At 66.6% G+C, this 21,498-nt stretch carries 18 protein-coding genes and 1 pseudogene; 6 read left to right on the forward strand and 13 right to left on the reverse strand.

The window, feature by feature from the left end; translation table 11 throughout:
• Positions 1 to 81: 81 nt before the first annotated feature.
• The 6 genes from C0541_RS17575 to C0541_RS17600 all read right to left on the reverse strand — a co-directional run bounded on the left by C0541_RS17575 (position 82) and on the right by C0541_RS17600 (position 6,233).
• The gene (locus C0541_RS17575) at positions 82 to 1,461 is read right to left on the reverse strand and encodes a glycosyltransferase family 4 protein (RefSeq protein WP_115050531.1); all 1,380 of its coding nucleotides are present in this window, start codon (positions 1,459 to 1,461) and stop codon (positions 82 to 84) included.
• The gene (locus tag C0541_RS17580) at positions 1,458 to 2,657 is read right to left on the reverse strand and encodes a cystathionine gamma-synthase (RefSeq protein WP_115050533.1); all 1,200 of its coding nucleotides are present in this window, start codon (positions 2,655 to 2,657) and stop codon (positions 1,458 to 1,460) included. The genes C0541_RS17575 and C0541_RS17580 overlap by 4 nt, the downstream gene beginning before the upstream one ends.
• Before the next feature lie 89 nt (positions 2,658 to 2,746).
• Positions 2,747 to 4,117, reverse strand: coding sequence for a pyridoxal-phosphate dependent enzyme (locus tag C0541_RS17585; RefSeq protein ID WP_115050535.1), 1,371 nt, complete (start codon positions 4,115 to 4,117; stop codon positions 2,747 to 2,749).
• A 290-nt stretch (positions 4,118 to 4,407) separates the two neighbouring features.
• On the reverse strand, positions 4,408 to 4,626 hold the full coding sequence (locus tag C0541_RS17590) for a YdcH family protein (RefSeq protein WP_002814034.1): 219 nt from the start codon (positions 4,624 to 4,626) through the stop codon (positions 4,408 to 4,410).
• A 336-nt stretch (positions 4,627 to 4,962) separates the two neighbouring features.
• Positions 4,963 to 5,853, reverse strand: coding sequence for a hypothetical protein (locus C0541_RS17595; protein ID WP_115050537.1), 891 nt, complete (start codon positions 5,851 to 5,853; stop codon positions 4,963 to 4,965).
• Positions 5,850 to 6,233, reverse strand: a complete 384-nt coding sequence (locus C0541_RS17600; RefSeq protein WP_115050539.1) for a DUF4398 domain-containing protein — start codon at positions 6,231 to 6,233, stop codon at positions 5,850 to 5,852. The genes C0541_RS17595 and C0541_RS17600 overlap by 4 nt, the downstream gene beginning before the upstream one ends.
• Positions 6,234 to 6,331: 98 nt before the next feature.
• On the opposite strand from C0541_RS17600, the gene C0541_RS17605 reads away from it, so the two are divergent.
• Positions 6,332 to 7,465, forward strand: a complete 1,134-nt coding sequence (locus C0541_RS17605; RefSeq protein WP_115050541.1) for a PilT/PilU family type 4a pilus ATPase — start codon at positions 6,332 to 6,334, stop codon at positions 7,463 to 7,465.
• An 832-nt stretch (positions 7,466 to 8,297) separates the two neighbouring features.
• On the opposite strand, the pseudogene C0541_RS17615 reads toward C0541_RS17605, so the two are convergent.
• The 3 genes and pseudogenes from C0541_RS17615 to C0541_RS17625 form a co-directional block, all read right to left on the reverse strand.
• Positions 8,298 to 8,534: pseudogene (locus C0541_RS17615) on the reverse strand (glutathione S-transferase C-terminal domain-containing protein); the annotation flags it as partial.
• A gap of 52 nt (positions 8,535 to 8,586) precedes the next feature.
• Positions 8,587 to 9,249, reverse strand: coding sequence for a maleylacetoacetate isomerase (gene maiA / locus C0541_RS17620; protein ID WP_115050545.1), 663 nt, complete (start codon positions 9,247 to 9,249; stop codon positions 8,587 to 8,589).
• A 43-nt stretch (positions 9,250 to 9,292) separates the two neighbouring features.
• Positions 9,293 to 10,351: a fumarylacetoacetate hydrolase family protein gene (locus C0541_RS17625; RefSeq protein WP_193725960.1), complete on the reverse strand. Its 1,059-nt coding sequence runs from the start codon at positions 10,349 to 10,351 to the stop codon at positions 9,293 to 9,295.
• A gap of 308 nt (positions 10,352 to 10,659) precedes the next feature.
• Here C0541_RS17625 and C0541_RS17635 point away from each other — a divergent pair, with 308 nt between their 5' ends.
• Positions 10,660 to 12,048: a DEAD/DEAH box helicase gene (locus C0541_RS17635; RefSeq protein ID WP_115050549.1), complete on the forward strand. Its 1,389-nt coding sequence runs from the start codon at positions 10,660 to 10,662 to the stop codon at positions 12,046 to 12,048.
• A gap of 183 nt (positions 12,049 to 12,231) precedes the next feature.
• Here C0541_RS17635 and C0541_RS17640 read toward each other — a convergent pair whose 3' ends face one another.
• Both C0541_RS17640 and C0541_RS17645 read right to left on the reverse strand, forming a co-directional pair.
• Positions 12,232 to 14,517 carry a transferrin receptor-like dimerization domain-containing protein gene (locus C0541_RS17640; protein ID WP_115050550.1) on the reverse strand — a complete coding sequence of 762 codons (2,286 nt, stop codon included), beginning with the start codon at positions 14,515 to 14,517 and terminating at the stop codon, positions 12,232 to 12,234.
• A 184-nt stretch (positions 14,518 to 14,701) separates the two neighbouring features.
• On the reverse strand, positions 14,702 to 17,323 hold the full coding sequence (locus C0541_RS17645) for a TonB-dependent receptor domain-containing protein (RefSeq protein ID WP_115050552.1): 2,622 nt from the start codon (positions 17,321 to 17,323) through the stop codon (positions 14,702 to 14,704).
• 271 nt (positions 17,324 to 17,594) lie between these two features.
• Here C0541_RS17645 and queD point away from each other — a divergent pair, with 271 nt between their 5' ends.
• Positions 17,595 to 17,948: a 6-carboxytetrahydropterin synthase QueD gene (gene queD, locus C0541_RS17650; protein ID WP_039529685.1), complete on the forward strand. Its 354-nt coding sequence runs from the start codon at positions 17,595 to 17,597 to the stop codon at positions 17,946 to 17,948.
• A 192-nt stretch (positions 17,949 to 18,140) separates the two neighbouring features.
• Positions 18,141 to 18,476 (forward strand): phasin family protein, encoded by a 336-nt coding sequence (locus C0541_RS17655; RefSeq protein ID WP_115050554.1) that lies wholly within the window; start codon positions 18,141 to 18,143, stop codon positions 18,474 to 18,476.
• Positions 18,477 to 18,791: 315 nt separating this feature from the next.
• On the opposite strand, the gene bioD is transcribed toward C0541_RS17655, so the two are convergent.
• Positions 18,792 to 19,466, reverse strand: a complete 675-nt coding sequence (bioD, locus tag C0541_RS17660; protein ID WP_115050556.1) for a dethiobiotin synthase — start codon at positions 19,464 to 19,466, stop codon at positions 18,792 to 18,794.
• 117 nt (positions 19,467 to 19,583) lie between these two features.
• Here bioD and C0541_RS17665 point away from each other — a divergent pair, with 117 nt between their 5' ends.
• On the forward strand, positions 19,584 to 20,066 hold the full coding sequence (locus tag C0541_RS17665; protein WP_115050558.1) for a GAF domain-containing protein: 483 nt from the start codon (positions 19,584 to 19,586) through the stop codon (positions 20,064 to 20,066).
• Entirely contained in the window at positions 20,063 to 20,455 is a 393-nt protein-coding gene (locus C0541_RS17670) for a TfoX/Sxy family protein (RefSeq protein WP_115050560.1), read from the forward strand. The genes C0541_RS17665 and C0541_RS17670 overlap by 4 nt, the downstream gene beginning before the upstream one ends.
• A 107-nt stretch (positions 20,456 to 20,562) precedes the next feature.
• Here C0541_RS17670 and C0541_RS17675 read toward each other — a convergent pair whose 3' ends face one another.
• On the reverse strand, positions 20,563 to 21,474 hold the full coding sequence (locus C0541_RS17675; protein ID WP_115050562.1) for an alpha/beta hydrolase: 912 nt from the start codon (positions 21,472 to 21,474) through the stop codon (positions 20,563 to 20,565).
• Positions 21,475 to 21,498 lie beyond the last annotated feature (24 nt).

Genomic DNA, 21,498 nt, shown 5'->3' on the forward strand with positions numbered 1-21,498 from the left:
CTACCTCTGAAAGTGTTCACTACTTTGGTGAAGCGGGGTAACCAAATCGCTACATCGCAGGATCGACAAAAACAGTCACCGTCAGTGCGCTGACGCGACCACCTTCGCAGCCCTTGCCAGCAGATGCTCCGCTACGCTTCGGGGAGCAAGCCTTGCGCAGATATCGGCCCTGGCTGCTTCGCCCAGCCGCCGCGCCTGTGACGGGTCGTCCGCAAGCCGACGCATCGCAGCTGCGGCAGATGCGATGCGCGGCTCTGCCCAGCGCGCGCCATCCGACTCCGGATATCGGCCCGCAACCGGCACAAGGTCGTAGTCTACGAGGCAGGAGTTGCTGTCCGTCATGAACTCCATGTTTCCCGACCAGCCCGTTGCAATGACCGGCTTGCCGAGTGACATGCACTCGGCAAGCCCCAACCCGAAGCCTTCGGCCCGATGCAGCGATACATACACATCGCAGCATCGCTGCAGCGCGCGCACGTGCATCCTGTCGATCACCTCGTCCCGCAGCAGGATCCGCTTGTCAGCCGCGACCAGGCTCAGGAGTTCCGCCATCTGTTCGGGGTACATATGCCCATTGCTTGACTTCAGGACCAGACACACATCGTCACGGCCATCGGGAAACGCATGCCTGAATGCATTGACCACGGCCTGGGGATTCTTTCGGGCGACGAAGGAATGGAAATCGAAAGTGAAAAGAAAGACGAAGGTTTCCGGATCCAGCCCGAAGTCCTGCCGCTGCAAGCCGCTATCGCGCTGATCGGAGAGCGGCAGCGGAAGTCGCATGATCGGCTTGTCGGTGACGCTGCGGAATGCATCCTCGATGAATCGTGAGGCCACCATGATCTCGTCCACCAGCGCAATGGCACTCAGCCAACTTGGCGGAATCACCTCAAGTTCCCAGAACCAGCACGCAATGACGTAATGCCCTTCCATGCGGGCCCGGCCGATCTTTTCGAACGCGGCGTCGAGGTAGTCGGGGTTGACGAAGACAACGGTCACCTGGTGCGGCATGCGCTGGTCGATGAGACCATCCAGGCTCCGGTCGTCCCAGGAGTGCGGAAGCCCCATGTCCAGGTCATACAACGACACGGGAGCGCGCGCGCTGATCAGCGCACGCGCATACATCCTTGCGCTCTCCGCCAGCCCGAATTCACCACGGAGATAGCCAACGATGTTGATCCCCACCGCTGGACTCTGGGCGACGGAGAAATCAGCGTTCATCGGCAAGGAAGCGTCAGCACCTTTTGAATTCAATTCCCAGGCATCCGTGCGCTGGAACCGCGTTTGAACCAAAGAGCGGGCGGACAGCGTGGAAGACACGCGGTCACGCCAACTTTGCGGGAAAACACGATAGATACGCTGCAACCAGGACTGTTGGCGTACCCACGACTGCAGGCGAAGGCCGGCCAGCCCGCTCCGCCAGTAAGCGAAGAAGTCCTGTCGTTGCGGCGACGCAGTCATGAAGAACGGGACGCCCCAAGGGCACGTTCCAGATCCGCGCGCAGATCCCCCACATCCTCAACCCCCACGCTCAGCCGCACCAGCGCATCGCTGATGCCAAGCTGGTCGCGGCGGGCCACGGGGATGGAGGCATGCGTCATGACGGCGGGATGGTTGACCAGGCTTTCGACGCCGCCGAGCGATTCGGCCAGGGTGAATAGTTCGGTCTTCTCGCAAAAACGCTTGGCCGCCTCGAAGCCGCCCTTGAGGACGATCGAGACGATGCCGCCGAAGCCGGACATCTGGCGCTGGGCCAGTGCGTGCTGCGGGTGCGAGGCCAGCCCGGGGTAGATCACCTTTTCGATCGCGGGGTGGGGTTCCAGCCATTGCGCCAGCGCCAGCGCGTTCTCGCAATGCGCGCGCATGCGCAGCGGCAGGGTCTTGAGGCCGCGCAGCGCGAGGAAACTGTCGAAGGGGCCTTGCACGCCGCCGATGGAGTTTTGCAGGAAGGCCAGTTGCTCGGCCAGTTCGGCGTTGTCGCCGACCACCGCGATGCCGCCGACCATGTCCGAGTGGCCGTTGAGGTACTTGGTGGCCGAGTGCACGACGATGTCGGCGCCCAGGTTGAGCGGGCGCTGCAGCATCGGCGAGGCGAAGGTGTTGTCGACCACGATCAGCAGGCCGTGCTTGCGCGCGATTGCGGCGATGGCCGCGATATCGACCAGCTTGAGCATCGGGTTGGTCGGGGTTTCGATCCACACCATCCTGGTCTCGGGGCGGATCGCGGCTTCGAACGCGGCCGCATCGGTCAGGTCGACGAAGCTGAAATCCAGGCCGGCGGTGCGGCGACGCACGCGCTCGAACAGGCGGAAGGTGCCGCCATACAGGTCGTCCATCGCCACCACGTGGCTGCCGGCGTCCAGCAGTTCCATCACCGTGGACGTGGCGGCCATGCCGGAAGCGAACGCGAACGCGCGCGTGCCGCCTTCCAGCGACGCGACGCAGCGCTCATAGGCAAAGCGCGTGGGATTGTGGGTGCGCGAATATTCGAAGCCCTGGTGCTCGCCCGGGCTGGACTGCGCATAGGTGGACGTCGCGTAGATCGGCGGCATCACCGCCCCGGTGCTGGGGTCCGGCGACTGCCCTCCATGGATCGCCAACGTGGCGAGCGAGAGTTCGCGCTCGCCATCGTGGCTGGGTGGGATGCGATTGGACATGGAGGTTCCCGGAAAAAGTGGCGGATTGTAGCAAGCAGGTCTGAATGGCCGGTGCCGCGCGTCCCATCCGGGCGCGCGGCCAGCTGCGATCACTGCACGCGGCGGCGCAGGTAGTTGAGCAGGTCGATGCGGGTGATCAGGCCCAGGAACTGGTTGCCGTCCATGACGATGGCGACCTGGCCGCGGTCAAACACCGGCAGCAGCGCCTCGATCGGCGAGGCGACATCCAGGCGATCGAGCTTGCTGACCATGGCGGTGGAGATCGGATCGCGGAAGCGTGCCTCGTCGCCGTACACATGCAGCAACACGTCGCTCTCGTCGACGATGCCGACCAGCTCGCCGTCATCGATGACCGGCAGCTGCGATACGTCGTACAGCTTCATGCGCTGGTAGGCAGTGGTCAGCAGGTCCTTCGGACCGACCACCACGGTGTCGCGCTTGTTGTACGGGCGCAGGATCAGGTCGCGCAGGTCGCCGTGCTGCGGGCGCTCCAGGAAGCCGTTGTCCAGCATCCAGTAGTCGTTGTACATCTTGGACAGGTACTTGTTGCCGGTATCGCAGACGAATACCAGCACGCGCTTGGGCGTGGTCTGCTCGCGGCAGTACTTCAGCGCGGCGGCCAGCAGGGTGCCGGTGGACGAGCCGCCCAGGATGCCCTCCCTGGCCAGCAGCTCGCGCGCGGTGTGGAAGCTTTCCGCGTCGGTGATCGAATAGGCCTTTTTGACCCGCGAGAAGTCGGAGATGTCCGGCAGGAAGTCCTCGCCGATGCCTTCGACCAGCCAGCTGCCGGATTTTTCGCTGACCGTGCCCTCTTCGATGTACTGGGTCAGGATCGAGCCGACCGGGTCGGCCAGCACCAGCTCGGTGTGCGGCGAGGCGGTGGCGAACGCGCGCGACAGGCCGGTCATGGTGCCGGAGCTGCCGCAGCCGAAAACGATCGCGTCCAGCTTGCCGTCCATCTGCGCAAGGATTTCCGGGCCGGTGCCGAATTCGTGCGCGGCCGGGTTGTCCGGGTTGCCGAACTGGTTGATGAAGTAGGCGCCCGGGGTCTCGGCGGCGATCTTGGCGGCCAGGTCCTGGTAGTACTCGGGATGGCCCTTGGCCACGTCCGACCGGGTCAGCACCACCTGGGCGCCCATGGCCTTGAGGTTGAAGATCTTCTCCCGGCTCATCTTGTCCGGCACCACCAGGATCAGCGTGTAGCCCTTCTGCTGGGCGACCAGCGCCAGACCCAGGCCGGTGTTGCCGGCGGTGCCTTCGACCAGGGTCGCGCCGGGGGCGAGGTCGCCGCGCTGTTCGGCCGCTTCGATCATCGACAGGCCGATGCGGTCCTTGATCGATCCGCCGGGGTTGGCCGCCTCCAGCTTGAGGAACAGCTCGCAGACGCCGGTGTCCAGGTGCTGTGCCTTGACGATCGGCGTGTTGCCGATCAGTTCGAGTACGGAGGAATGGATCGCCATCGGAATATCGTCACTGCGTCGCGCGGGGCTTGGTCGCCCATTATCCGACGAACCACTGGCGAATGCTCATTCAGACTGGAACCGATCGCGCCGGCTCGCGAACAGGCGGACTCGACAAGCGTCGCAGCGCTCGCTGACGGCCCGGCCACGTAGCCGCCAGGCGGGCGTTTGCGCCATCTCGCCCGCCGTGCGACCCGCAGATTGCGCAAATAAAGACGCGGACGGTGGCAAGCCGACGAGGAGGCCGCCACCGCCCGCGACGGTGAACTTGTTCTAACGGTGGGGAAGGATCAGTGGGTGAGCTGGTCGTACATCCGGGTGAGCTTCTCTTTCGCCTGCAGCTTCTCGCGCTTCATCTGGCCCAAGGTCACGTCGTCGATGGGGAGCACCCCGAGTTCGGCATCCATGCATTTCTTGTTCAAGAGCTTGTGGCGTTGGTACAGCTGCTTGAACTCGGGATCGGACTTGACCAATGCGTCGATTTCGGTCTGCGGTTGCCCTTCGAACATGGCGTTACCTCCTTCACTTAAAACAAGAACGCCCCGGCCGCGGGCGGCACGGGGCGCTGCTTGGGGATGGAAGACTCGCGGATCACAATGGCAGGCGCACTGGGGGAACCGACACGCTGTCCACCCGCTTGCGTTGATGCGTGCCCTTGCGTCACTGGCCCGGCCCTCCGTACGTCCAGGCAGCGGAGTGCTGCCCGGGAGTACGACCCTACGCCGGTCGCGGAGGGGGTTCAAGACCAGAACGCCCGCTTTTGCCGTTCCCTTGGCCAATCAGTGACCGCGGTTCAACCGGGCGTCATGCCCGGGTTAAAAGACCTTAACTTCCAACCACTTGCATTACGGCGAGACGACCACCTCGGCCGCGCGCGTCTTGCTGGCGGCGGCCTTGGTGCCAGTGACCTGCAGACGCGCACTGGCGACGCCGGCCGCCACCAGGGCATCGCGCAGCGCTTCGGCCCGCTTCTTGGCGGTGGCCGCATCATTGTCGTAGCCGACGATGCTGACCCGGCCCTTCTTGCCGATGTTCAGGTACTCGGCCAGCGCCTTGGCCTGCCCTGCGGCATCGCCGGACAGCGCCGCCTTGCCACCGAACGCGCCACTGCCCAGCGAAAACACTTCGCCGCGGCTGTCGAACCTGGCGGAGGGCAACTTGGCCCCGGCCACCAGCTCGGCTTCTTCGTGCGCCAGTTGCACGGCCTTTTGCTGGGCCGCGTTGAGCTTGGCGGTCTGCTTGCCGGCCACGCTGGTCAGCGCCAGCTCGGCGTCCTGGCGGGCCAGGGTCTCCTGCTCGGCCGCCTGCCGCATGCGCTCGGCCTCCTCGGCCTGGATCTGCGCCTGCACGCGCAGACGCTCGGCCTCCTGGCGCGCGCGCGAGGCGTCGCGGCGGCTGGCTTCGATCAGCAGGTCGTTGCGGGTGCCTTCCAGGCGGTCGAGCTCGCGCCGCGCCAGCGCGGTGCGGGCAGTGAGTTCGGCGATTTCGACCCGGCGGTCGGCCAAAAACACCAGCTCGTCGCGGTCTCGGCGCTTGGCCTCGGCCAGCGCCGCCACGCTCTGCTGGGCCTGCAGCCGCTCGTAGCGGGCCAGGTCGTTGGTCTGCGGGTCGTTCTGCAGCGCGGCCAGGCGCCGGTTGAGCGCATCGGCCTGCGGGTCGTCCTTGGCGGCCATCGCCAGCGGCGGCAGCGCGGTCAGGCTCAGCACACCGAGATAGAGAAGCGGGCGCAGTTTCATCGGCCGGCCTCCCCGGTGTTGAGGCTGTTCTGCAGCTGCGCCACTTCCTTGCGGCGTTGTTCCAGCTGGGCGGTGACCACCGCCTCTTCGCTGCGCGCCTTGGCCAGGTCGGCGTCGGCCGCTGCGCGCAAGGCGATCTGCGGCACCTGCTTGCGCTGGCGTTTGTCGAGTTGCGCCTGCTGGGCCTGCATCAGTTCCTGGCGGGCCAGGTTGACCAGGTCCGGGGCGTACTGGTCGGCATCGGCCTGGGTGGCGCGTTGCACGGCCTGTTCGGCGGCGGTGAGCTCCGCTGCCACCTGGGCAGCAGCAGGAGAGGAAAGAACCATGAAACAGGCGATGCCATACAGGGATCGCCGCAAGTATGCGAAGCTAGCCGTCATTAGGGGAGCCGTAGCGAGAAGTCTCGAGCACGGCCATTGTCGGAAGCCTGCGGCGGACTTGCAACGAGACGCTGCCGTTTGTTGGGGAACCATTGCGCATGGATATCGGCTACTTCCTGAAGCTGATGACCGAAAAGAACGCCTCGGACATGTTCTTGACCACCGGCGCACCGGTGTACATCAAGATCGAAGGCAAGCTGTACCCGCTCGGCAATACCGGGTTGCCGCCGGGAATGGTCAAGAAAATCGCCTACTCGTTGATGGACGAAGGCCAGGTACCGCAGTTCGAGCGCGAGCTGGAACTCAACATGGCCATCGCCCTGCAGGACGCCGGCCGCTTCCGCGTGAACGTGTTCAAGCAGCGTGGCGAGGTGGGCATGGTGATCCGCGCCATCCGCAGCCGCATTCCCAGCATCGAGGAGCTGAACCTGCCGCAGGTGCTCAAGGACGTCATCATGACCCCGCGCGGGCTGGTGTTGGTGGTCGGCTCGACCGGCTCGGGCAAGTCGACCTCGCTGGCCTCGATGATCGACCACCGCAACAGCACCACCACCGGGCACATCCTCACCATCGAGGACCCGATCGAGTACCTGCACAAGCACAAGATGTCGATCGTGAACCAGCGCGAGGTGGGCCTGGACACGCATGCCTTCCAGAGTGCGCTGAAGAACGCGATGCGCGAGGCGCCGGACGTGATCCTGATCGGCGAGATCCTGGATGCCGGGACCATGGAGGCGGCGATCGCCTTCGCCGAGACCGGCCACCTGTGCCTGGCGACGCTGCACTCCAACAATGCCGACCAGACCATCGAGCGCATCCTCAATTTCTTCCCCGAGAGCGCGCACAAGAACGTGCTGATGAACCTGGCGCTGAACCTGCGCGCCGTGGTGTCGCTGCGTCTGGTCAAGGGCGTGGACGGACGCCGCCGGCCGGCGACCGAGGTGCTGCTCAACACGCCGATGATCCGCGACCTGCTGCGGCGCGGCCAGGTCCACGAGGTCAAGCAGGCGATGGAAGAATCGCTGGAAGAAGGCATGCAGACCTTCGACCAATGCCTGTTCCGCATGGTCAAGTCCGGTGAAATCGAGCAGGAGGAAGCGCTGCGCGCAGCCGACTCGCGCGACGGGCTGGCGCTGAAGTTCCGCCTGTCCGAGGGCGGCTCCGGCGAGCACGACCCGTACGCGGATTACGAAACGGCAGCTGCACCGAAGATCAGCCACGGTTTTATCTGACGGGTTCGGTGGTGCGACGCGGCATGCGGCGGCACTGATGGATCGTGGCTGCCTGCGCCGGGGTTTTGCGGCGTGCCGGCGCTGCCGCAAGCACCCTCATCCGGCGCTGCGCGCCACCTTCTCCCGCTCGCGGGAGAAGGAGAAAGACGTCGGCAACACGAGCGTCCGTACGGCCCAGGGGTAGCGCCACTGCGGACGCGGTGTTTTTTTCCAGTGCTATCGCCTTGTCCAGAGCGCATCGCCTGCGTTTCTCCAAAGCCTCCCGGCGCTCCCCAAGGCACATTGACCGGCGTTGCGGGCCTTTCCGCTTCATTGATGGCGACACCAGGATCGGCGGTCGCGCAAAGCGGCGAGCCATTCGCCCGGAGTAGCCAGCGGAAAGCCAGCTCCCGAAAGTCCCCGGCCGGCCGCTAGCGCGTCGGCGTCCCGGCACACCCTTCTCCCGCACGGCGGGAGAAGGTGCCCGCAGGGCGGATGAGGGCCCTGATGCGCCAGCGGAAAGCCAGTTCCGAAAGTCCCCAGCCGGCCGCTAGCGCGTCGGCGTCCCAGCACACCCTTCTCCCGCACGGCGGGAGAAGGNCCCTGATGCGCCAGCGGAAAGCCAGTTCCGAAAGTCCCCAGCCGGCCGCTAGCGCGTCGGCGTCCCAGCACACCCTTCTCCCGCACGGCGGGAGAAGGGTGTGCTGGGCGGATGAGGGCCTTGATACGCCAGCGGAAAGCCAGTTCCGGAAGTACCTGGCCGACCACTAGCGCATCGGGGTCCCGGCACACCCTTCTCCCGCCCGGCGGGAGAAGGTGCCCGCAGGGCGGATGAGGGCTCGATACCCTGCCCTCACACCACCGCATCCACCTGCATTTCCGGCCGTGCCGCATCGAAGGCCGGCAGCGCCAGGCAGGCCTGCTCGATTCGTTGCAAGGTCGGATACGGCGCCAGATCGACCTCGAAGCGATGCGCGTTGTACAGCTGCTGAATCAACACGCAATCGGCCAGGCCTGGCGTCTTGCCATGGCAGAAGCGCCCGGTGTGCGCATCGCGCGCCAGTTGCTTTTCCAGTGCGGCGAACCCACGCTNCGGCGGGAGAAGGTGCCCGCAGGGCGGATGAGGGCTCGATACCCTGCCCTCACACCACCGCATCCACCTGCATTTCCGGCCGTGCCGCATCGAAGGCCGGCAGCGCCAGGCAGGCCTGCTCGATGCGTTGCAAGGTCGGATACGGCGCCAGATCGACCTCGAAGCGATGCGCGTTGTACAGCTGCGGAATCAACACGCAATCGGCCAGGCCTGGCGTCTTGCCATGGCAGAAGCGCCCGGTGTGCGCATCGCGCGCCAGTTGCGTTTCCAGTGCGGCGAACCCACGCTGCATCCAGTGCCGGGTCCAGCGCTGACGTTGCGCGACGTCCAGCGCGAACTCGCGCTCCAGCAGCTGGGTCACGCGCAGATTGTTGAGCGGATGCACATCGCAGGCGATGAGCTGCGCCAGCGCGCGCACGCGGGCGCGCTCGGCCGGCGCAGCCGGCAGCAAGGCCATGGTGTCCGCGAACGCCTCATCCAGATACTCCAGGATCGCCAGCGACTGCGCGATCACCACGTCGCCGTGCCGCAGCGTCGGCACCAGTTCCTGCGGGTTGAGCTGCGCATAGGCCGGGGCATGTTGCTCGCCGCCATCGCGCACCAGATGCACCGGATGCGCGAGGTAGGCCAGCGCCTTCAGCTGCAGCCCGATGCGCACGCGGTACGCGGCGCTGGAGCGCCAGTACGAAAACAGTTCCAGTGGCGCACTCATGCCCGGCCCCGCATGCGCTGTTGTGCCGGCGCCCGCGCCGCCGTCATGGCAGCGGCTGACGTTCGACGCGCTGCTCGATCGCCCCGAAGATGCTGGCGCCATCGGCGGTGAACATCTCGATCCGCACCACGTCGCCGACGGACAGGAACGGCGTGCTCGGCGCACCGTCGCGCAGGGTTTCCACCACGCGCTGTTCGGCAAAGCACGAGGCGCCCAGCGTGGTGTCCTGGTTGGCAATGGTGCCGGAACCCACGATCGTGCCGGCCGACAGCGGCCGGGTCCTGGCCGCGTGGGCGATCAGCTGGGCGAAGTCGAACTGCATGTCGTTGCCGGCCTCCGGCGCACCGAACCAGGCACCATTGACGTGGGTGACCAGCGGCAGATGCACCTTGTTCTCGCGCCAGGCCTCGTCCAGCTCATCGACGGTGACGAACACCGGCGACAGCGCCGAGCGCGGCTTGGATTGCAGAAAGCCAAAGCCCTTGGCGAGCTCGGCCGGGATCAGGTTGCGCAGCGACACGTCGTTGACCAGGCCAACCAGCTGGATATGCGCGGCGGCCTGCTCGGGCGAGGCGCCCATCGGCACATCGTCGGTGATCACCACGATTTCGGCTTCCAGATCGATGCCGTGGTCTTCGCTGATCACCTTGATCGCATCGCGCGGGCCGTAGAACCCGGCGCTGGTGGCCTGGTACATCAGCGGGTCGGTGTAGAAGCTTTCCGGCACCTCGGCGTTGCGTGCGCGGCGCACGCGTTCCACGTGCGGCAGGTAGGCGCTGCCATCGACGAATTCGTAGGCGCGCGGCAACGGTGCGGCCAGCGCCTGCAGATCCAGGTCGAACACGCCATCGGCGCTGCCCTCGTTGAGCGAGGCCGACAAGGCATTCAGGCGTGGCGCGACATTGCTCCAGTCTTCCAGCGCGCGCTGCAGCGTGGGCGCGATGCCGGTGGCGCGGACCGCGGTGCGCAGGTCGCGCGCGACCACGATCAGGCTGCCATCGCGGCCGCCTTCCTTCAGGGAACCTAGCTTCATGACCGTCCTGTGCTGTGGCTGATCGGTCGATTGTACGGCCTGCCGCAACAGTGGTTGCAACTGAAACAACTGACCCGTAGCCCAACCGTTGAACTCGCCTTTTGTGCAGCGCGCCAAACGGGCGTACACTGGCCCGGTCTGCATGCGGCCGTCCGTTTCCCTTAGGGACAGCCGGCGAGGCCAGGATCGATCGATCCGCTCGCCCGCCCCACCCGACGCCTTTCGTGGTGCCGACAAACCCATCGCTTCTTGATTGGGTTGTTCCACCATCTCGCAGCGCGGTTCACGGGAACGCTCCGAGCCTCACTTTTTTGCATCTGCAATGCGTTCGTGCTCCGGGCCTGTCCTGGTGGCGACGCTTTACTTGGAGCTTCCTGATGTCTTTTGAATCCCTGGGCCTGGCGCCCTTCCTGCTGCGCGCGTTGGCCGAGCAGGGCTACGAAACCCCCACCGCGATCCAGCAGCAGGCGATCCCGCTGGTGCTGGCAGGCCACGACCTGCTGGCCGGCGCACAGACCGGTACCGGCAAGACCGCCGCGTTCGGCCTGCCGCTGCTGCAGCACCTGGGCACCAGCCCGCAGCCGGTCAACGGCCCGCGCAAGCCGCGCGCACTGATCCTGACCCCGACCCGCGAGCTGGCCACCCAGGTGCACGACAGCCTGCGCGGCTACAGCAAGTACCTGCGCATCCCGAGCGCGGTGATCTACGGCGGCGTGGGCATGGGCAACCAGCTCGATACGCTGCGTCGTGGCGTGGACCTGCTGATCGCCTGCCCCGGCCGGCTGATCGACCATATCGAGCGTCGCAGCGTGGACCTGTCCGGCATCGAAGTGCTGATCCTGGACGAAGCCGATCGCATGCTCGACATGGGCTTCCTGCCGTCGATCAAGCGCATCCTGACCAAGCTGCCGCGCCAGAACCGCCAGACCCTGCTGTTCTCGGCCACCTTCGAAGAGAACATCAAGCAGCTGGCGCTGGAGTTCATGCGCAACCCGATGCAGATCCAGGTCACCCCGAGCAACACCGTGGCCGAGAGCATCACCCACCGCGTGCACCCGGTCGATGGCGCGCGCAAGCGCGACCTGCTGCTGCACCTGCTGGCGCAGGACAGCCGCGAGCAGACCCTGGTGTTCGCCCGCACCAAGCATGGCAGCGACAAGCTGGCGCTGTTCCTGGAAAAGTCCGGCATCAAGACCGCGGCGATCCACGGCAACAAGAGCCAGGGTCAGCGCATGCGTGCGCTGAGCGACTTCAAGGCCGGCCGCGTGACCGTGCTGGTGGCCACCGATATCGCCGCGCGCGGCATCGACATCGACCAGCTGCCCAAGGTCATCAACTACGACCTGCCGATGGTGGCCGAGGATTACGTGCACCGCATCGGCCGCACCGGCCGTAACGGCTCCACCGGCGAGGCGATCTCGCTGGTGGCGCAGGACGAAGCCAAGCTGCTGCGCCAGATCGTGCGCATGCTGGGCCGCGACGTGGAAATCCGCGACGTGCCGGGCTACGAGCCGCAGACCCCGATCCGCTGGGGCAACAGCGCGCCGGGGCGTGCCGAGCAGCCGGGTGGCGATCGCGCGCCGCGCAAGAGCCACGCCCGTCGTCCGCATGGCGATGCACCGCGTCAGGCGCATGCGCATGCCGGCCCGAAGAAGCCCGGTGGCCAGCGCAGCAGCGGTCCGCGTCAGGCCGGTGCGGGCGCGGGTGCCGGTGCAGGCCGTCGCGACAGCGGCCGTGGCGGCCAGCGCCCGAGTGGCACGCGCTGAATCCCGCGCGCCGGTGTGATCGGCGCTGATGCATGAAGCGATAAAAAAAGCCGCCCTTCGGGGCGGCTTTTTTGTGGGTGCACGCTGGGCGATGTGGATGTACCGCTACCGGCGCGTTCCAAGAGGTGCGACGCAGCGTGCTCCCACACAGACGCCCCTGCCCTGCCGCCGGCGTCCTGCTGCCTAGCCTTCGATCAATGCGGTATTGCGATCGATCGCCTCGCGATACCGATCCAGCACCGCGGCAGTCTGCACGATGTAGGCGCTCAGATCGCCCCAGCGCCGGTCTTCCAGCGCTTCGCGGATGCCCGGCAGGGTCTTGACCTCGTAGCCGGTGGCCAGGCCCGGTGCGTAGATCAGATTGCGGTACCACGGCCGGCCCGGCAAACCGCCTTCGGCCAGCAGGGTCTGGTCGATGCGCTGCAGCGAGGCATTGAGCTTGCCGCGCACGCCTGCATCCAGTGCGCCGCCGCGCGATGCCAGCGCATCGTCATAGCGCTTGGCACTGGCCTGCAATCGCGCGATGGCCTGGTCCAGCGCGGCGAAGTCGATCTGCGGCACCGCGGCTTTCGGCTCGGGGGCGCGTTGCGGCCGGTTCGGGTGATCGACGGCCGCATAGGCGCCGGCCTGCAGCAACTCGGCCTGGGTGCGTGCGGCAGTGCGATCGCTGTCGGCCTGCTGCTTGAGCTCCTGCGCGTAGCCGGCCACCGCGTCGGCGAAGTCGCCGAAGCGTTGCGGCAACACCGGCGCGTTGGCCACGCGCAGCACCGTGCGGCCGACCGTCTGCGACAACAGCGGCAGATAGCTGAAATTCGGATCGATGTAGCGTGCAAAGTAATCGTAGGAGTCGTACAGCGAGTGATAGACGCCGCTGCCGCCGCCCTGCCCGCCATAGCCCAGGTCCAGCGTGGCCAGCCCCAGATGCTGCAGGAACGGGCTGTAGTCGCTGCCCGAGCCGAGCGCCTTCAGCGGCACGTCGCCGCCGGCTGCGAGCTGCCTGGCGATGTCCTTCTGCGCCGGCTTGGCGGTGGGCGCCAGCGCGTCGATACGCGCACGGGCGCGTTGCCGTTCGAGCACGCTCACGCCGCTGTCGGGGTCGCGCAGATCCGCCGCCACGCCGTTGACCAGCCGCTGCAGCGCGTGGCTGCCGCCGGCATTGAGAAAGCCGCGTCCGTTGCCGTCGGTGTTGACGTACAGCACCGCCTTGCGGCGCAGTTCGTCGGCGTGCTGTTCGGCCCATTCGGTGGAGCCGAGCAGGCCGGCCTCCTCGCCATCCCAACTGGCATAGACGAGCGTGCGCTTGGGGCGCTGGCCCTGCCTGGCCAGCTCGCCGATCGCCTTGGCTTCGGCCAGCAAGGCGGTGGTCCCCGAGAGTGGATCGGCCGCACCGAATACCCAGCCGTCGCGGTGATTGCCGCGCACCACCCACTGGTCCGGATATTCGCTGCCACGCAGGGTGGCGATGACGTTGTAGATGGTCTTTCTGCCCCAGTCCGCATCGACCTTCAGATGCACGCGCGCGCTGTCGTCGCCGCCGATGCGGTAGGTGATCGGCAGCGCGCCGCGCCAGTCCTCCGGTGCCACCGGCCCGCCCAGGGCGGCCAGCAAGGGTTGCGCGTCGCCCCAGCTGATCGGCAGGGTCGGGATCTTCAACACGCTGCCGGCCTGGTCGATCTTCAGGCGTTTGGCGCCCTTGCTGGCGCCGACGCCCGGGGTGAGCGGGTCGCCGGGATAGATCGCGAAATTGGCGACCGAGCCGCGTTGCACGCTCCACTGATTGCGCGCCGGGCCATCCGGATACGCCCGATCCTGGAAATACCCATCGTCGCGCGGATCGGAATAGATGATCGCGCCGATCGCGCCATGCTCCTGCGCCAGGCGCGGCTTGAGCCCGCGCCAGCCCTTGCCGTAGCGGGCGATGACGATCTTGCCGCGCACATCCACGCCGTTGCGTGCCAGCGCTTCGTAGTCTTCGGCGATGCCGTAATTGACGTAGACCAGATCGCCGGTGACATCGCCGTTGCCGCCGTAGATGACGTAGGGCGGCAAGACGTTCTCGGTTTGGGTGGAGGTGCTGTCGCCTGGCAGCGGCGGCTCCTTCAGACGCGCGACATACGGTTTGGCACCGAGCAATTCCAGCTGCGAGGTCCTGGGCGAGGGCCACAGCACCTCGAAGGTTTCGATGCGTGCATCCCAACCGTAGCCGCGCAGGCGGTTTTGCAGATCGCGCGCATTTTCCAGGTTATGCGGCGCGCCCACATGGTTCGGCGCCGACGCCCATTGCTTCAACCAGCCGCGATAATCGGCGTCCTGCAAGCCGCTATCGAAACGCGCTTCGAGCGCGCGTTGCGCCTGTGCGGCGGCGGTGTCGTAACCCGGCAGCGCGACGGGTTGTGCTGCAGGTTGCGCCGCCAGGGCAGGCGCGACGAGTGCCAGGGCGAGTAGCCAGGCGTGCTGCGAAGAGGTCATCGTGATTCCTTGAAAGTGTTCAGGGCCAATGGCGCTGCAGTGGTTCAGAGCGGTGGCAGGCAGAGCCACCATTGCACGGCTGCGGTCGCGAACCTAGCTGCGGCTAGTGTGCAGGAGCACGCTTGCGCGCGATGGGGCCTGACCGGCACTCCCACCTCGCGCACAAGCGCCGTACGTATGCCGATCAGAATCGGTAATCCAGGCCGACGGTGAAATAGCGCCCACGCAGGTCGTACTGGGTGAAGTCGTAAGGCGCGCGAATGCCCGGGAACGAGGCATCGACCGGCGGCTGCTTGTCGGCCAGGTTCTCGACCTTGGCATACAGGGTGAGCTTGTCGATCCCGGTGTACCCCAGATACAGGTCGAACTGGTTGTAGTCGCCTACGCGCGACTGCACGGCGCTGGCCGCCGCGCTGGCCTTCTGGTCGTAGCCACCGGTGTAGTACCAGGTCAGTGCGGCGCTGAGGGTGCCCAGGTTCCAGTCCAGCGTGGTGGTCGCCTTGTTGCGCGGCAGCGACGGGCCGAGATTGCTGCCGGCGTAATCCTGCAAAGGGCCACCGACCACGGTGGGGCGACGGTAATCGCGCACGTGGGTATAGGCGGTGTTGAGGCCAAAGTTGCCGGCCGCTTCGGTGCGCCAGCGCTGGCGTAATTCGACATCGAGACCGGAGGTCGTCAGCTCGCTGAGGTTTTGATAACGGTTGTAGACCGCCACCAGCGTGCCACGCGCATCGCGGATGACGTCAGCCGGGTCGTTGTTCTGCACGATGGTGGCGTTGTTGCCGGTGCCGACCAGATTCTCCAGGTCGATCTTGTACCAGTCCACGCTCAGGCTGGTATCGGCCCACGGCGACAGCACCACACCGAAGTTGTAGCTGCGCGTGCGCTCGGGTTCGAGCGCGGTGTTGCCGACGGTGAAAAAGGTCGGGTTCTGGCGCGAGCCCGGCACGTCCGGATCGAACGGATCGACCACCGAGCCATAGGAGATATTGGTGCTGGCTGCATTCTCCGACAACGATGGTGCGCGAAAGCCGCGCGAGGCGGCCGCGCGTACCAGCAACGTATCGAGCGGTTGCCAGCGCAGGCTGGCCTTGGGCGAAAACGCCTCGCCGAAATCGCTGTAGCGATCGCCGCGCCCTGCCAGTTGCAGTTCCAGCGACCGCAACAGCGGCAGGTTGACCTCGGCATACAACGCCGACACCCTGCGCTCGCCATCCACCGCGGCGATTGCGGGGCGGATCTGCAGGCCCTGGTCGATCTGCCAGGGATTGCGCGAGACCAGCTCTTCCTGCCGCCATTCGGCACCGGCGGCGAATCCGACGCTGCCGGCCGGCAGCTCGAACAGGTTGCCGGACACCTTGGCATCGACGCCGCGCAGCGTCGATTGCGCCGGGCGCAGCGTGCTGAGGTTGATGCCGTCGATCACCGACTGCGGCGTGGCCGCTGGATCGAGCAGGTTGTAGCTGCCGTCGGCCAGCGCCTGCGCCAGGGTGAAGCGATTGGCGAAACCGCCGGAGACGGTCTCATGCTCGGTGCTGCGCGCGGCGAACGCCGCCGCTTCCCAGTCCCAGCGCTCGGTCTTGCCGCGCACGCCGCCGAGAAAACGGTAGGACTGCGAGCGGTTGGTTTTGACCGTCTGGCCCAGGTCGAAGAAGGTGTATTCGATCGGCACCGCGCTGCCGTACGGGTTGTACGGGCTGGAGGCCGGCAACAGGTTGGACACCGGCTCGGCCAGCCCGGTGGTGGCATTCAACGCAAAGCGGCCGCCCTCCAGGGTGAAGTACGGGCTGGAACCGAAGATCGACACGCCCTTGACCTCGCTGTAGAGCGCCTCGCCGAAGGCTTCGACGGTATCGCTGAGCCGGAAGGTGGCGTTGGTGTAGGCCTGATAGCGCTTGGTCGAGGGGATCAGCGTGGTGAACGGCGCCTGGTTGAAGCCGCAGGTCTCGCCGGCCAGGCCGTCGATCGGCGCGCTGGCGGTCAATACCGTGCCGGCGGGGCAGTTGCCTTGCGCATCCAGCATCGGCACCGAGCGGCCACCGACCAGGTAACGCGCGCCCTTGGCCGACCAGCCATTCCAGCGCCCGCCGGGCAGGTCGGTGTAGATGCCCGAGCGGGTCAGCGCGCGCTGGTCCTGATCCAGCCGGTCGCGGTTGTAGGCGTCGAAACTGAAAAGGAGGTTGTAGCCGTCGCTGTCCAGGTCGCCGATGCCGCCGATGAACTTGGCACGCTGGGTGTCCATGCCGCCCTGATCGGAGCTGCCGCCGCTCAAGCCCAGCTCGGCACCCTGGAAATCCTGCCGGGTGATGATGTTGACCACCCCGGCCACCGCATCGGAGCCGTACACGGCAGAGGCACCGTCCTTGAGCACCTCGATGCGTTCCACCGCCACCAGCGGCAGCGCATTGAGGTTGACGAAGGTGTCGCCCAGGCCATTGGCAGGAAAGCCATAGTTGGCCAGCCGGCGTCCGTTGAGCAGCACCAGCGTGTTCTTCTGCGACAGCCCGCGCAGGCCGATGCCCGCCGAGCCGGAGGCCCACCCGTTGTTGGTGGTTTCGTTGGTGGCGTTGCCGGTGTTGGCCGAGATCGCGCGCAGCGCGTCGGCCACGGTGACCTTGCCGGACTGCTCCAGCTGCTGGCGGTCGATCACCTGCACCGGGTTCGGGCCTTCGCTGTCGGTGCGCTTGATGTTGGAGCCGGTGACGCTGACGGTGGCCAGGGTCTTGCCCGTGCCGGGTGTCGCGTCATCGGCATGGGCGAGGGGAATCAGCGCGGACAGAACGGCAGCGGACAGCAGATAAGGCATCGGGCGCTTCACGCACGGCCTCCATGAATGGGGGGTGTTGCAGTGGGCCATGCGCAATCGATTAACAAAAATTACAGATCTGCATAGAGATATGACGCGCGGTGACACGCGCTGGCGGCCTGAAGCGGTAGGCGCAGGTCCGAACGCATCTAACCGGTGCGGCGCTTGGGGCGACGCGGCCGGCGCCTGTTGCGATTCCACGCAGGGCACTGCGCCGTTTCACCGCGACCGGGGCAGCCCGGCAGGCACCGGCGCACTTACAATGGCACCCATGGATATCTTCAAAGTCTTTACGCTCGAAGCCGCGCACCGGCTTCCCAATGTGCCGCCCGGCCACAAGTGCGCCCGCCTGCACGGGCATTCGTTCCGGGTCGAGCTGCATGTCAGCGGCGAACCCGGCGCCGAGACCGGCTGGATCATGGATTTCGGCGACATCAAGGCCGCCTTCCAACCAATCTACGACCGCCTGGACCACCATTACCTCAACGACATCGAGGGGCTGGAAAACCCGACCAGCGAGCGGCTGGCGATCTGGATCTGGAACCAGCTCAAGCCGGCGCTGCCGCAGTTGAGCGAGATCGTGGTGCATGAAACCTGCACCTCCGGCTGCCGCTACCGCGGCTGATCGCGCAGCGCAGTGTGTGACGCGAGGCCGCCTCCCGGGCGGCCTTGTCGTTTCTGTGGCAGGGGTAATTGACTGATTCCACGACACTTTTAAGCGCGTTTCGGAAAATTTCAGCTAATGTGTTGCGTTGCAGCAATATCCGCGTATGCTGCAACGCAACAAACGGTCACGGCTTTCCCCGAGGGGTTCGCAATGTCGGCGCAGTTCGAAAACAGCTTCACCAGTCAGTTCGCCTCTGTCGCAGCACGTGCCAACCAGTTGGCATTGGACACGCTGGAGCAGAACGTCAACGCAACCACCACGTTCTTCGGTGAATTTGCGCAGGCGCGCGACCTGGGTGCCTACCAGACGCTCTGGCCGAAAGGCCTGCAACTGGCCCGCGACAACCTGGAACGCCTGGCTTCGGCCAATCAGGAAGTGGTCGGGATGGGATTGAAGATGTCCAGCGCGCTGGGACAGTTTGCAACGCAGCAGTTCGGCACCGGCAGCGAACAGGCCGGCGCGACAGGCAAGACCCGGCGCAAGTAACAGCCACCAACATTCAGCGTCTTTGCATGGGTCCCTCCCCCCATGCAATCCGGCCCGACAGATCCCTCCCTCTGTCGGGCTTTTTTATTGCTTGCCGTGCGGGCGTCTTCGATGCAGCACCGGCCCGCGGGCCGCCGCAACGAGCGTACCGGAGCCGGGTGCACGGGAACGACGGCACACCGCCCACTCGCCGGAAGTGCAGGCGCAAGGAGATAACGCACGGCCGCGGTCAGCGGCGACGCGCGTACGCAGGCCGCAGCCCGGGCCGATGAAGAACCTTCCCGCAGCAGCAAAACACGTTATGACCGCCTTTAACTAGGCTGGCAGCTGCAGCCCCTGCGCCTGGCGGGCGGCGTCGGCACCGGGTGCCCAGCGGATCCGGCCCCAGCACGGCATCGCCAGGCGCTGGTGCAGCATGCCGACGTTCTCCTCGATGCGCTCCATCTGCGGGTCGATCTCGTTGGCGATCCAGCCGATGCAGTCCAGCCCGTCGGCGGCGATCGCCGCAGCGGTCAGGCGCGCATGATTGATGCAGCCCAGCCGGATGCCGACCACCAGCACCACGGGCAGCGTGAGCGCGCGGACCAGGTCGGCCTGATCCAGCTCGGCGCTCAAGGGCGCAGCCCAGCCGCCGACCCCTTCCACCACCACCACCTCGGCCTGGGTGCGCAATTGCGCGAAGGCCTGGGCGATCGGCTGCAGCGCCAGGGTCACGCCGACGTCGGCGGCGGCCAGTTCCGGTGCCAGCGGTGCCGGCAACGCGTAGGGATTGAGGGTGGCGTAGTCGGGTCGCGGATCGCTGGCGGCCTGCAGCGCCAGTGCGTCCTCGTTGCGCCAGCCCTGCGGCGTGTGCTCGCAACCGCTGGCTACCGGCTTCATGCCCACCGCCGTGTGGCCCTGCGCGCGCAGTGCGTGCAGCAGCGCGGTGCTGGCCATGGTCTTGCCGATACCGGTGTCGGTGCCGGTGACATACAACGCCGGAAGCTGCATGCGTGTGTTCCTGCGGCCGCGCCGCGGTTGCCGTGGGGGCGCGCAGCATAGCGTGCGGATCCGAACGCGCGGCTGAGTCGCAATGCCGCTGCGGACGGCCGCTGCTAAACTTCGGCCATGTTCGCCACCTCTTCGCTGACCGGCAGCAAGCCGGAACAATACGCCCAGCTCACCGCCCAGGCCCAGGCACTGGTGCACGGCGAGCCGGACCGGATCGCCAATGCTGCCAACCTGGCTGCGCTGGTCTTCAATTCGCTGCCGTCGCTCAACTGGGCCGGCTTCTATTTCTACGACGGCCGCGAGCTGGTGGTGGGGCCATTCCAGGGCTTGCCGGCCTGCGTGCGCATTCCGCTGGACAAGGGCGTGTGCGGCGCGGCCGCCAGTACCCGGCAAAGCCAGCGTATTGCCGACGTGGATGCCTTCCCCGGGCATATCGCCTGCGATTCGGCCTCGCGCTCGGAGCTGGTGATCCCGCTGGTCAAGGGCGATGCGCTGATCGGCGTGCTGGATCTGGACAGCCCGGAGCTGGATCGCTTCGACGCCGACGACCAGCGCGGCCTGGAAGCCATCGCGCAGGTCTTTGTCGGCGCGCTGACGTGACCACCGAACGGCTGCGCAACATCGGCCCGAAAAGTGCGGCGTGGCTGCGCCAGGTCGGCCTGCGCACGCAGCAGGACCTGCAGGCAGTGGGCGCGGTGGGCGCATTCGTCAAGGTGCGCCGGGCCGGCTTCAAGCCCAGCCTCAACCTGCTGTATTCGCTGGAAGGTGCGTTGACCGACTGCCACTGGCAGGACGTGCCGGAAGCGCGCAGGCATGCCTTGCTGGCCGAATACGAAGCGGTCAGCGCGCTGTTGCCGGTGCGTGGCCGCGCGGTCGCCGGGCCGGTGGAAACCGTGCACTACGCACGTGCCGACAACGACGATACGCACGGTGAGATGGGCCAAGCAGACGACGACACTGCGGACCTGAGCGCAACGCGCGACGACTGAGGGTCTACACCGAGGTGTCACCGCTGCATGCGTGCGGCATCAACACTGCGATCCGCGGCAGCGTGCTTGTCGAGCGGGTTCTCCTCGAACGCCTGCTTGATGGGATGTCATCGACGCGTCGCTGCATCCCGCAACGTTGGCGCAAGCGATGCGCCCAACGTCTGGCCATGGCTGAGGCCTGGCAGCGGTTGATAGTCGGCGGCGAGGCCGGGTAACGACGACAACAGCGCAACGAGACGTTGTGCGGCCTGTGGATCTGCGCGCGGCCGCCCCGGGCGATCCGGTTTTGCGTTGTTCGCCGATGGTGCGCCCTCGCCTGCCATCAGCGTCAGCCGACGCCTGGATGGCTGCGTGCCCGCCGAACGCTCCCGTGCATGGTCGACCACACGCTGCGCCTGCTGCACGGCAAACCCATCGCCCCACCACAGCGACGGATCGACCGCGACGTAGTGCTGGAACAGCTGCGGCTGCGTCAGCAACACCTGCAGCACGAACAGCCCGCCATACGAATGGCCCCAGAGCGTCTGCCGCTGACGATCCACCGCCACGCGCGCTTCCACCTGCGGGCGAATGCGTGTGGCGATCAGCTGCGTGAATACCGCCGCACCGCCGGTCCTGCGCTGCGGATTCAGCGGATCGGTTTCCACCCGCCCGTCGCCGTAGCGCGCGGGCGTGTAGTCCAGGCTGCGCCCCACCGCATCGATGCGCAACGCGCTGTCGTCGGCGATGAACACCAGCACCGGCGCATCGCCGTGGGTGGACAGGCTGTCGAGCAGGCGCTCATCCAGTTCCATCAATGCCGCATTGCCATCCAGCAGATACACCACCGGATATCCCGCCGCCGGTGGCGCCGCTTTGGGGGTGGCAATGCGCACGCGGTAATGGCGTTGGCCATCGGCCGCAGCCAGGCGCAATGCGCTGAAGACATACGAGGCACTGGGGCGATCGGCGACAGTGCTGCCGATCGTGCGGCTCAGGTCCGGCTGTGCGAAAGCCGGCACCGTGCCGACGATCCACATCAGCACGCCGGCACAGGCTAGCCG

The sequence above is a fragment of the Xanthomonas arboricola genome, assembly GCF_003353015.1.
Taxonomy (GTDB): Bacteria; Pseudomonadota; Gammaproteobacteria; order Xanthomonadales; family Xanthomonadaceae; genus Xanthomonas; species Xanthomonas arboricola_E.

Coding starts and splice junctions, on each gene's coding strand:
- C0541_RS17575 (WP_115050531.1), bottom strand. CDS start 1,461: ATGACTGCGTCGCCGCAACGACAGGACTTCTTCGCTTACTGGCGGAGC.
- C0541_RS17580 (WP_115050533.1), bottom strand. CDS start 2,657: ATGTCCAATCGCATCCCACCCAGCCACGATGGCGAGCGCGAACTCTCG.
- C0541_RS17585 (WP_115050535.1), bottom strand. CDS start 4,117: ATGGCGATCCATTCCTCCGTACTCGAACTGATCGGCAACACGCCGATC.
- C0541_RS17590 (WP_002814034.1), bottom strand. CDS start 4,626: ATGTTCGAAGGGCAACCGCAGACCGAAATCGACGCATTGGTCAAGTCC.
- C0541_RS17595 (WP_115050537.1), bottom strand. CDS start 5,853: ATGAAACTGCGCCCGCTTCTCTATCTCGGTGTGCTGAGCCTGACCGCG.
- C0541_RS17600 (WP_115050539.1), bottom strand. CDS start 6,233: ATGACGGCTAGCTTCGCATACTTGCGGCGATCCCTGTATGGCATCGCC.
- C0541_RS17605 (WP_115050541.1), top strand. CDS start 6,332: ATGGATATCGGCTACTTCCTGAAGCTGATGACCGAAAAGAACGCCTCG.
- maiA (WP_115050545.1), bottom strand. CDS start 9,249: ATGAGTGCGCCACTGGAACTGTTTTCGTACTGGCGCTCCAGCGCCGCG.
- C0541_RS17635 (WP_115050549.1), top strand. CDS start 10,660: ATGTCTTTTGAATCCCTGGGCCTGGCGCCCTTCCTGCTGCGCGCGTTG.
- C0541_RS17640 (WP_115050550.1), bottom strand. CDS start 14,517: ATGACCTCTTCGCAGCACGCCTGGCTACTCGCCCTGGCACTCGTCGCG.
- C0541_RS17645 (WP_115050552.1), bottom strand. CDS start 17,323: ATGCCTTATCTGCTGTCCGCTGCCGTTCTGTCCGCGCTGATTCCCCTC.
- queD (WP_039529685.1), top strand. CDS start 17,595: ATGGATATCTTCAAAGTCTTTACGCTCGAAGCCGCGCACCGGCTTCCC.
- C0541_RS17655 (WP_115050554.1), top strand. CDS start 18,141: ATGTCGGCGCAGTTCGAAAACAGCTTCACCAGTCAGTTCGCCTCTGTC.
- bioD (WP_115050556.1), bottom strand. CDS start 19,466: ATGCAGCTTCCGGCGTTGTATGTCACCGGCACCGACACCGGTATCGGC.
- C0541_RS17665 (WP_115050558.1), top strand. CDS start 19,584: ATGTTCGCCACCTCTTCGCTGACCGGCAGCAAGCCGGAACAATACGCC.
- C0541_RS17675 (WP_115050562.1), bottom strand. CDS start 21,474: ATGTGGATCGTCGGCACGGTGCCGGCTTTCGCACAGCCGGACCTGAGC.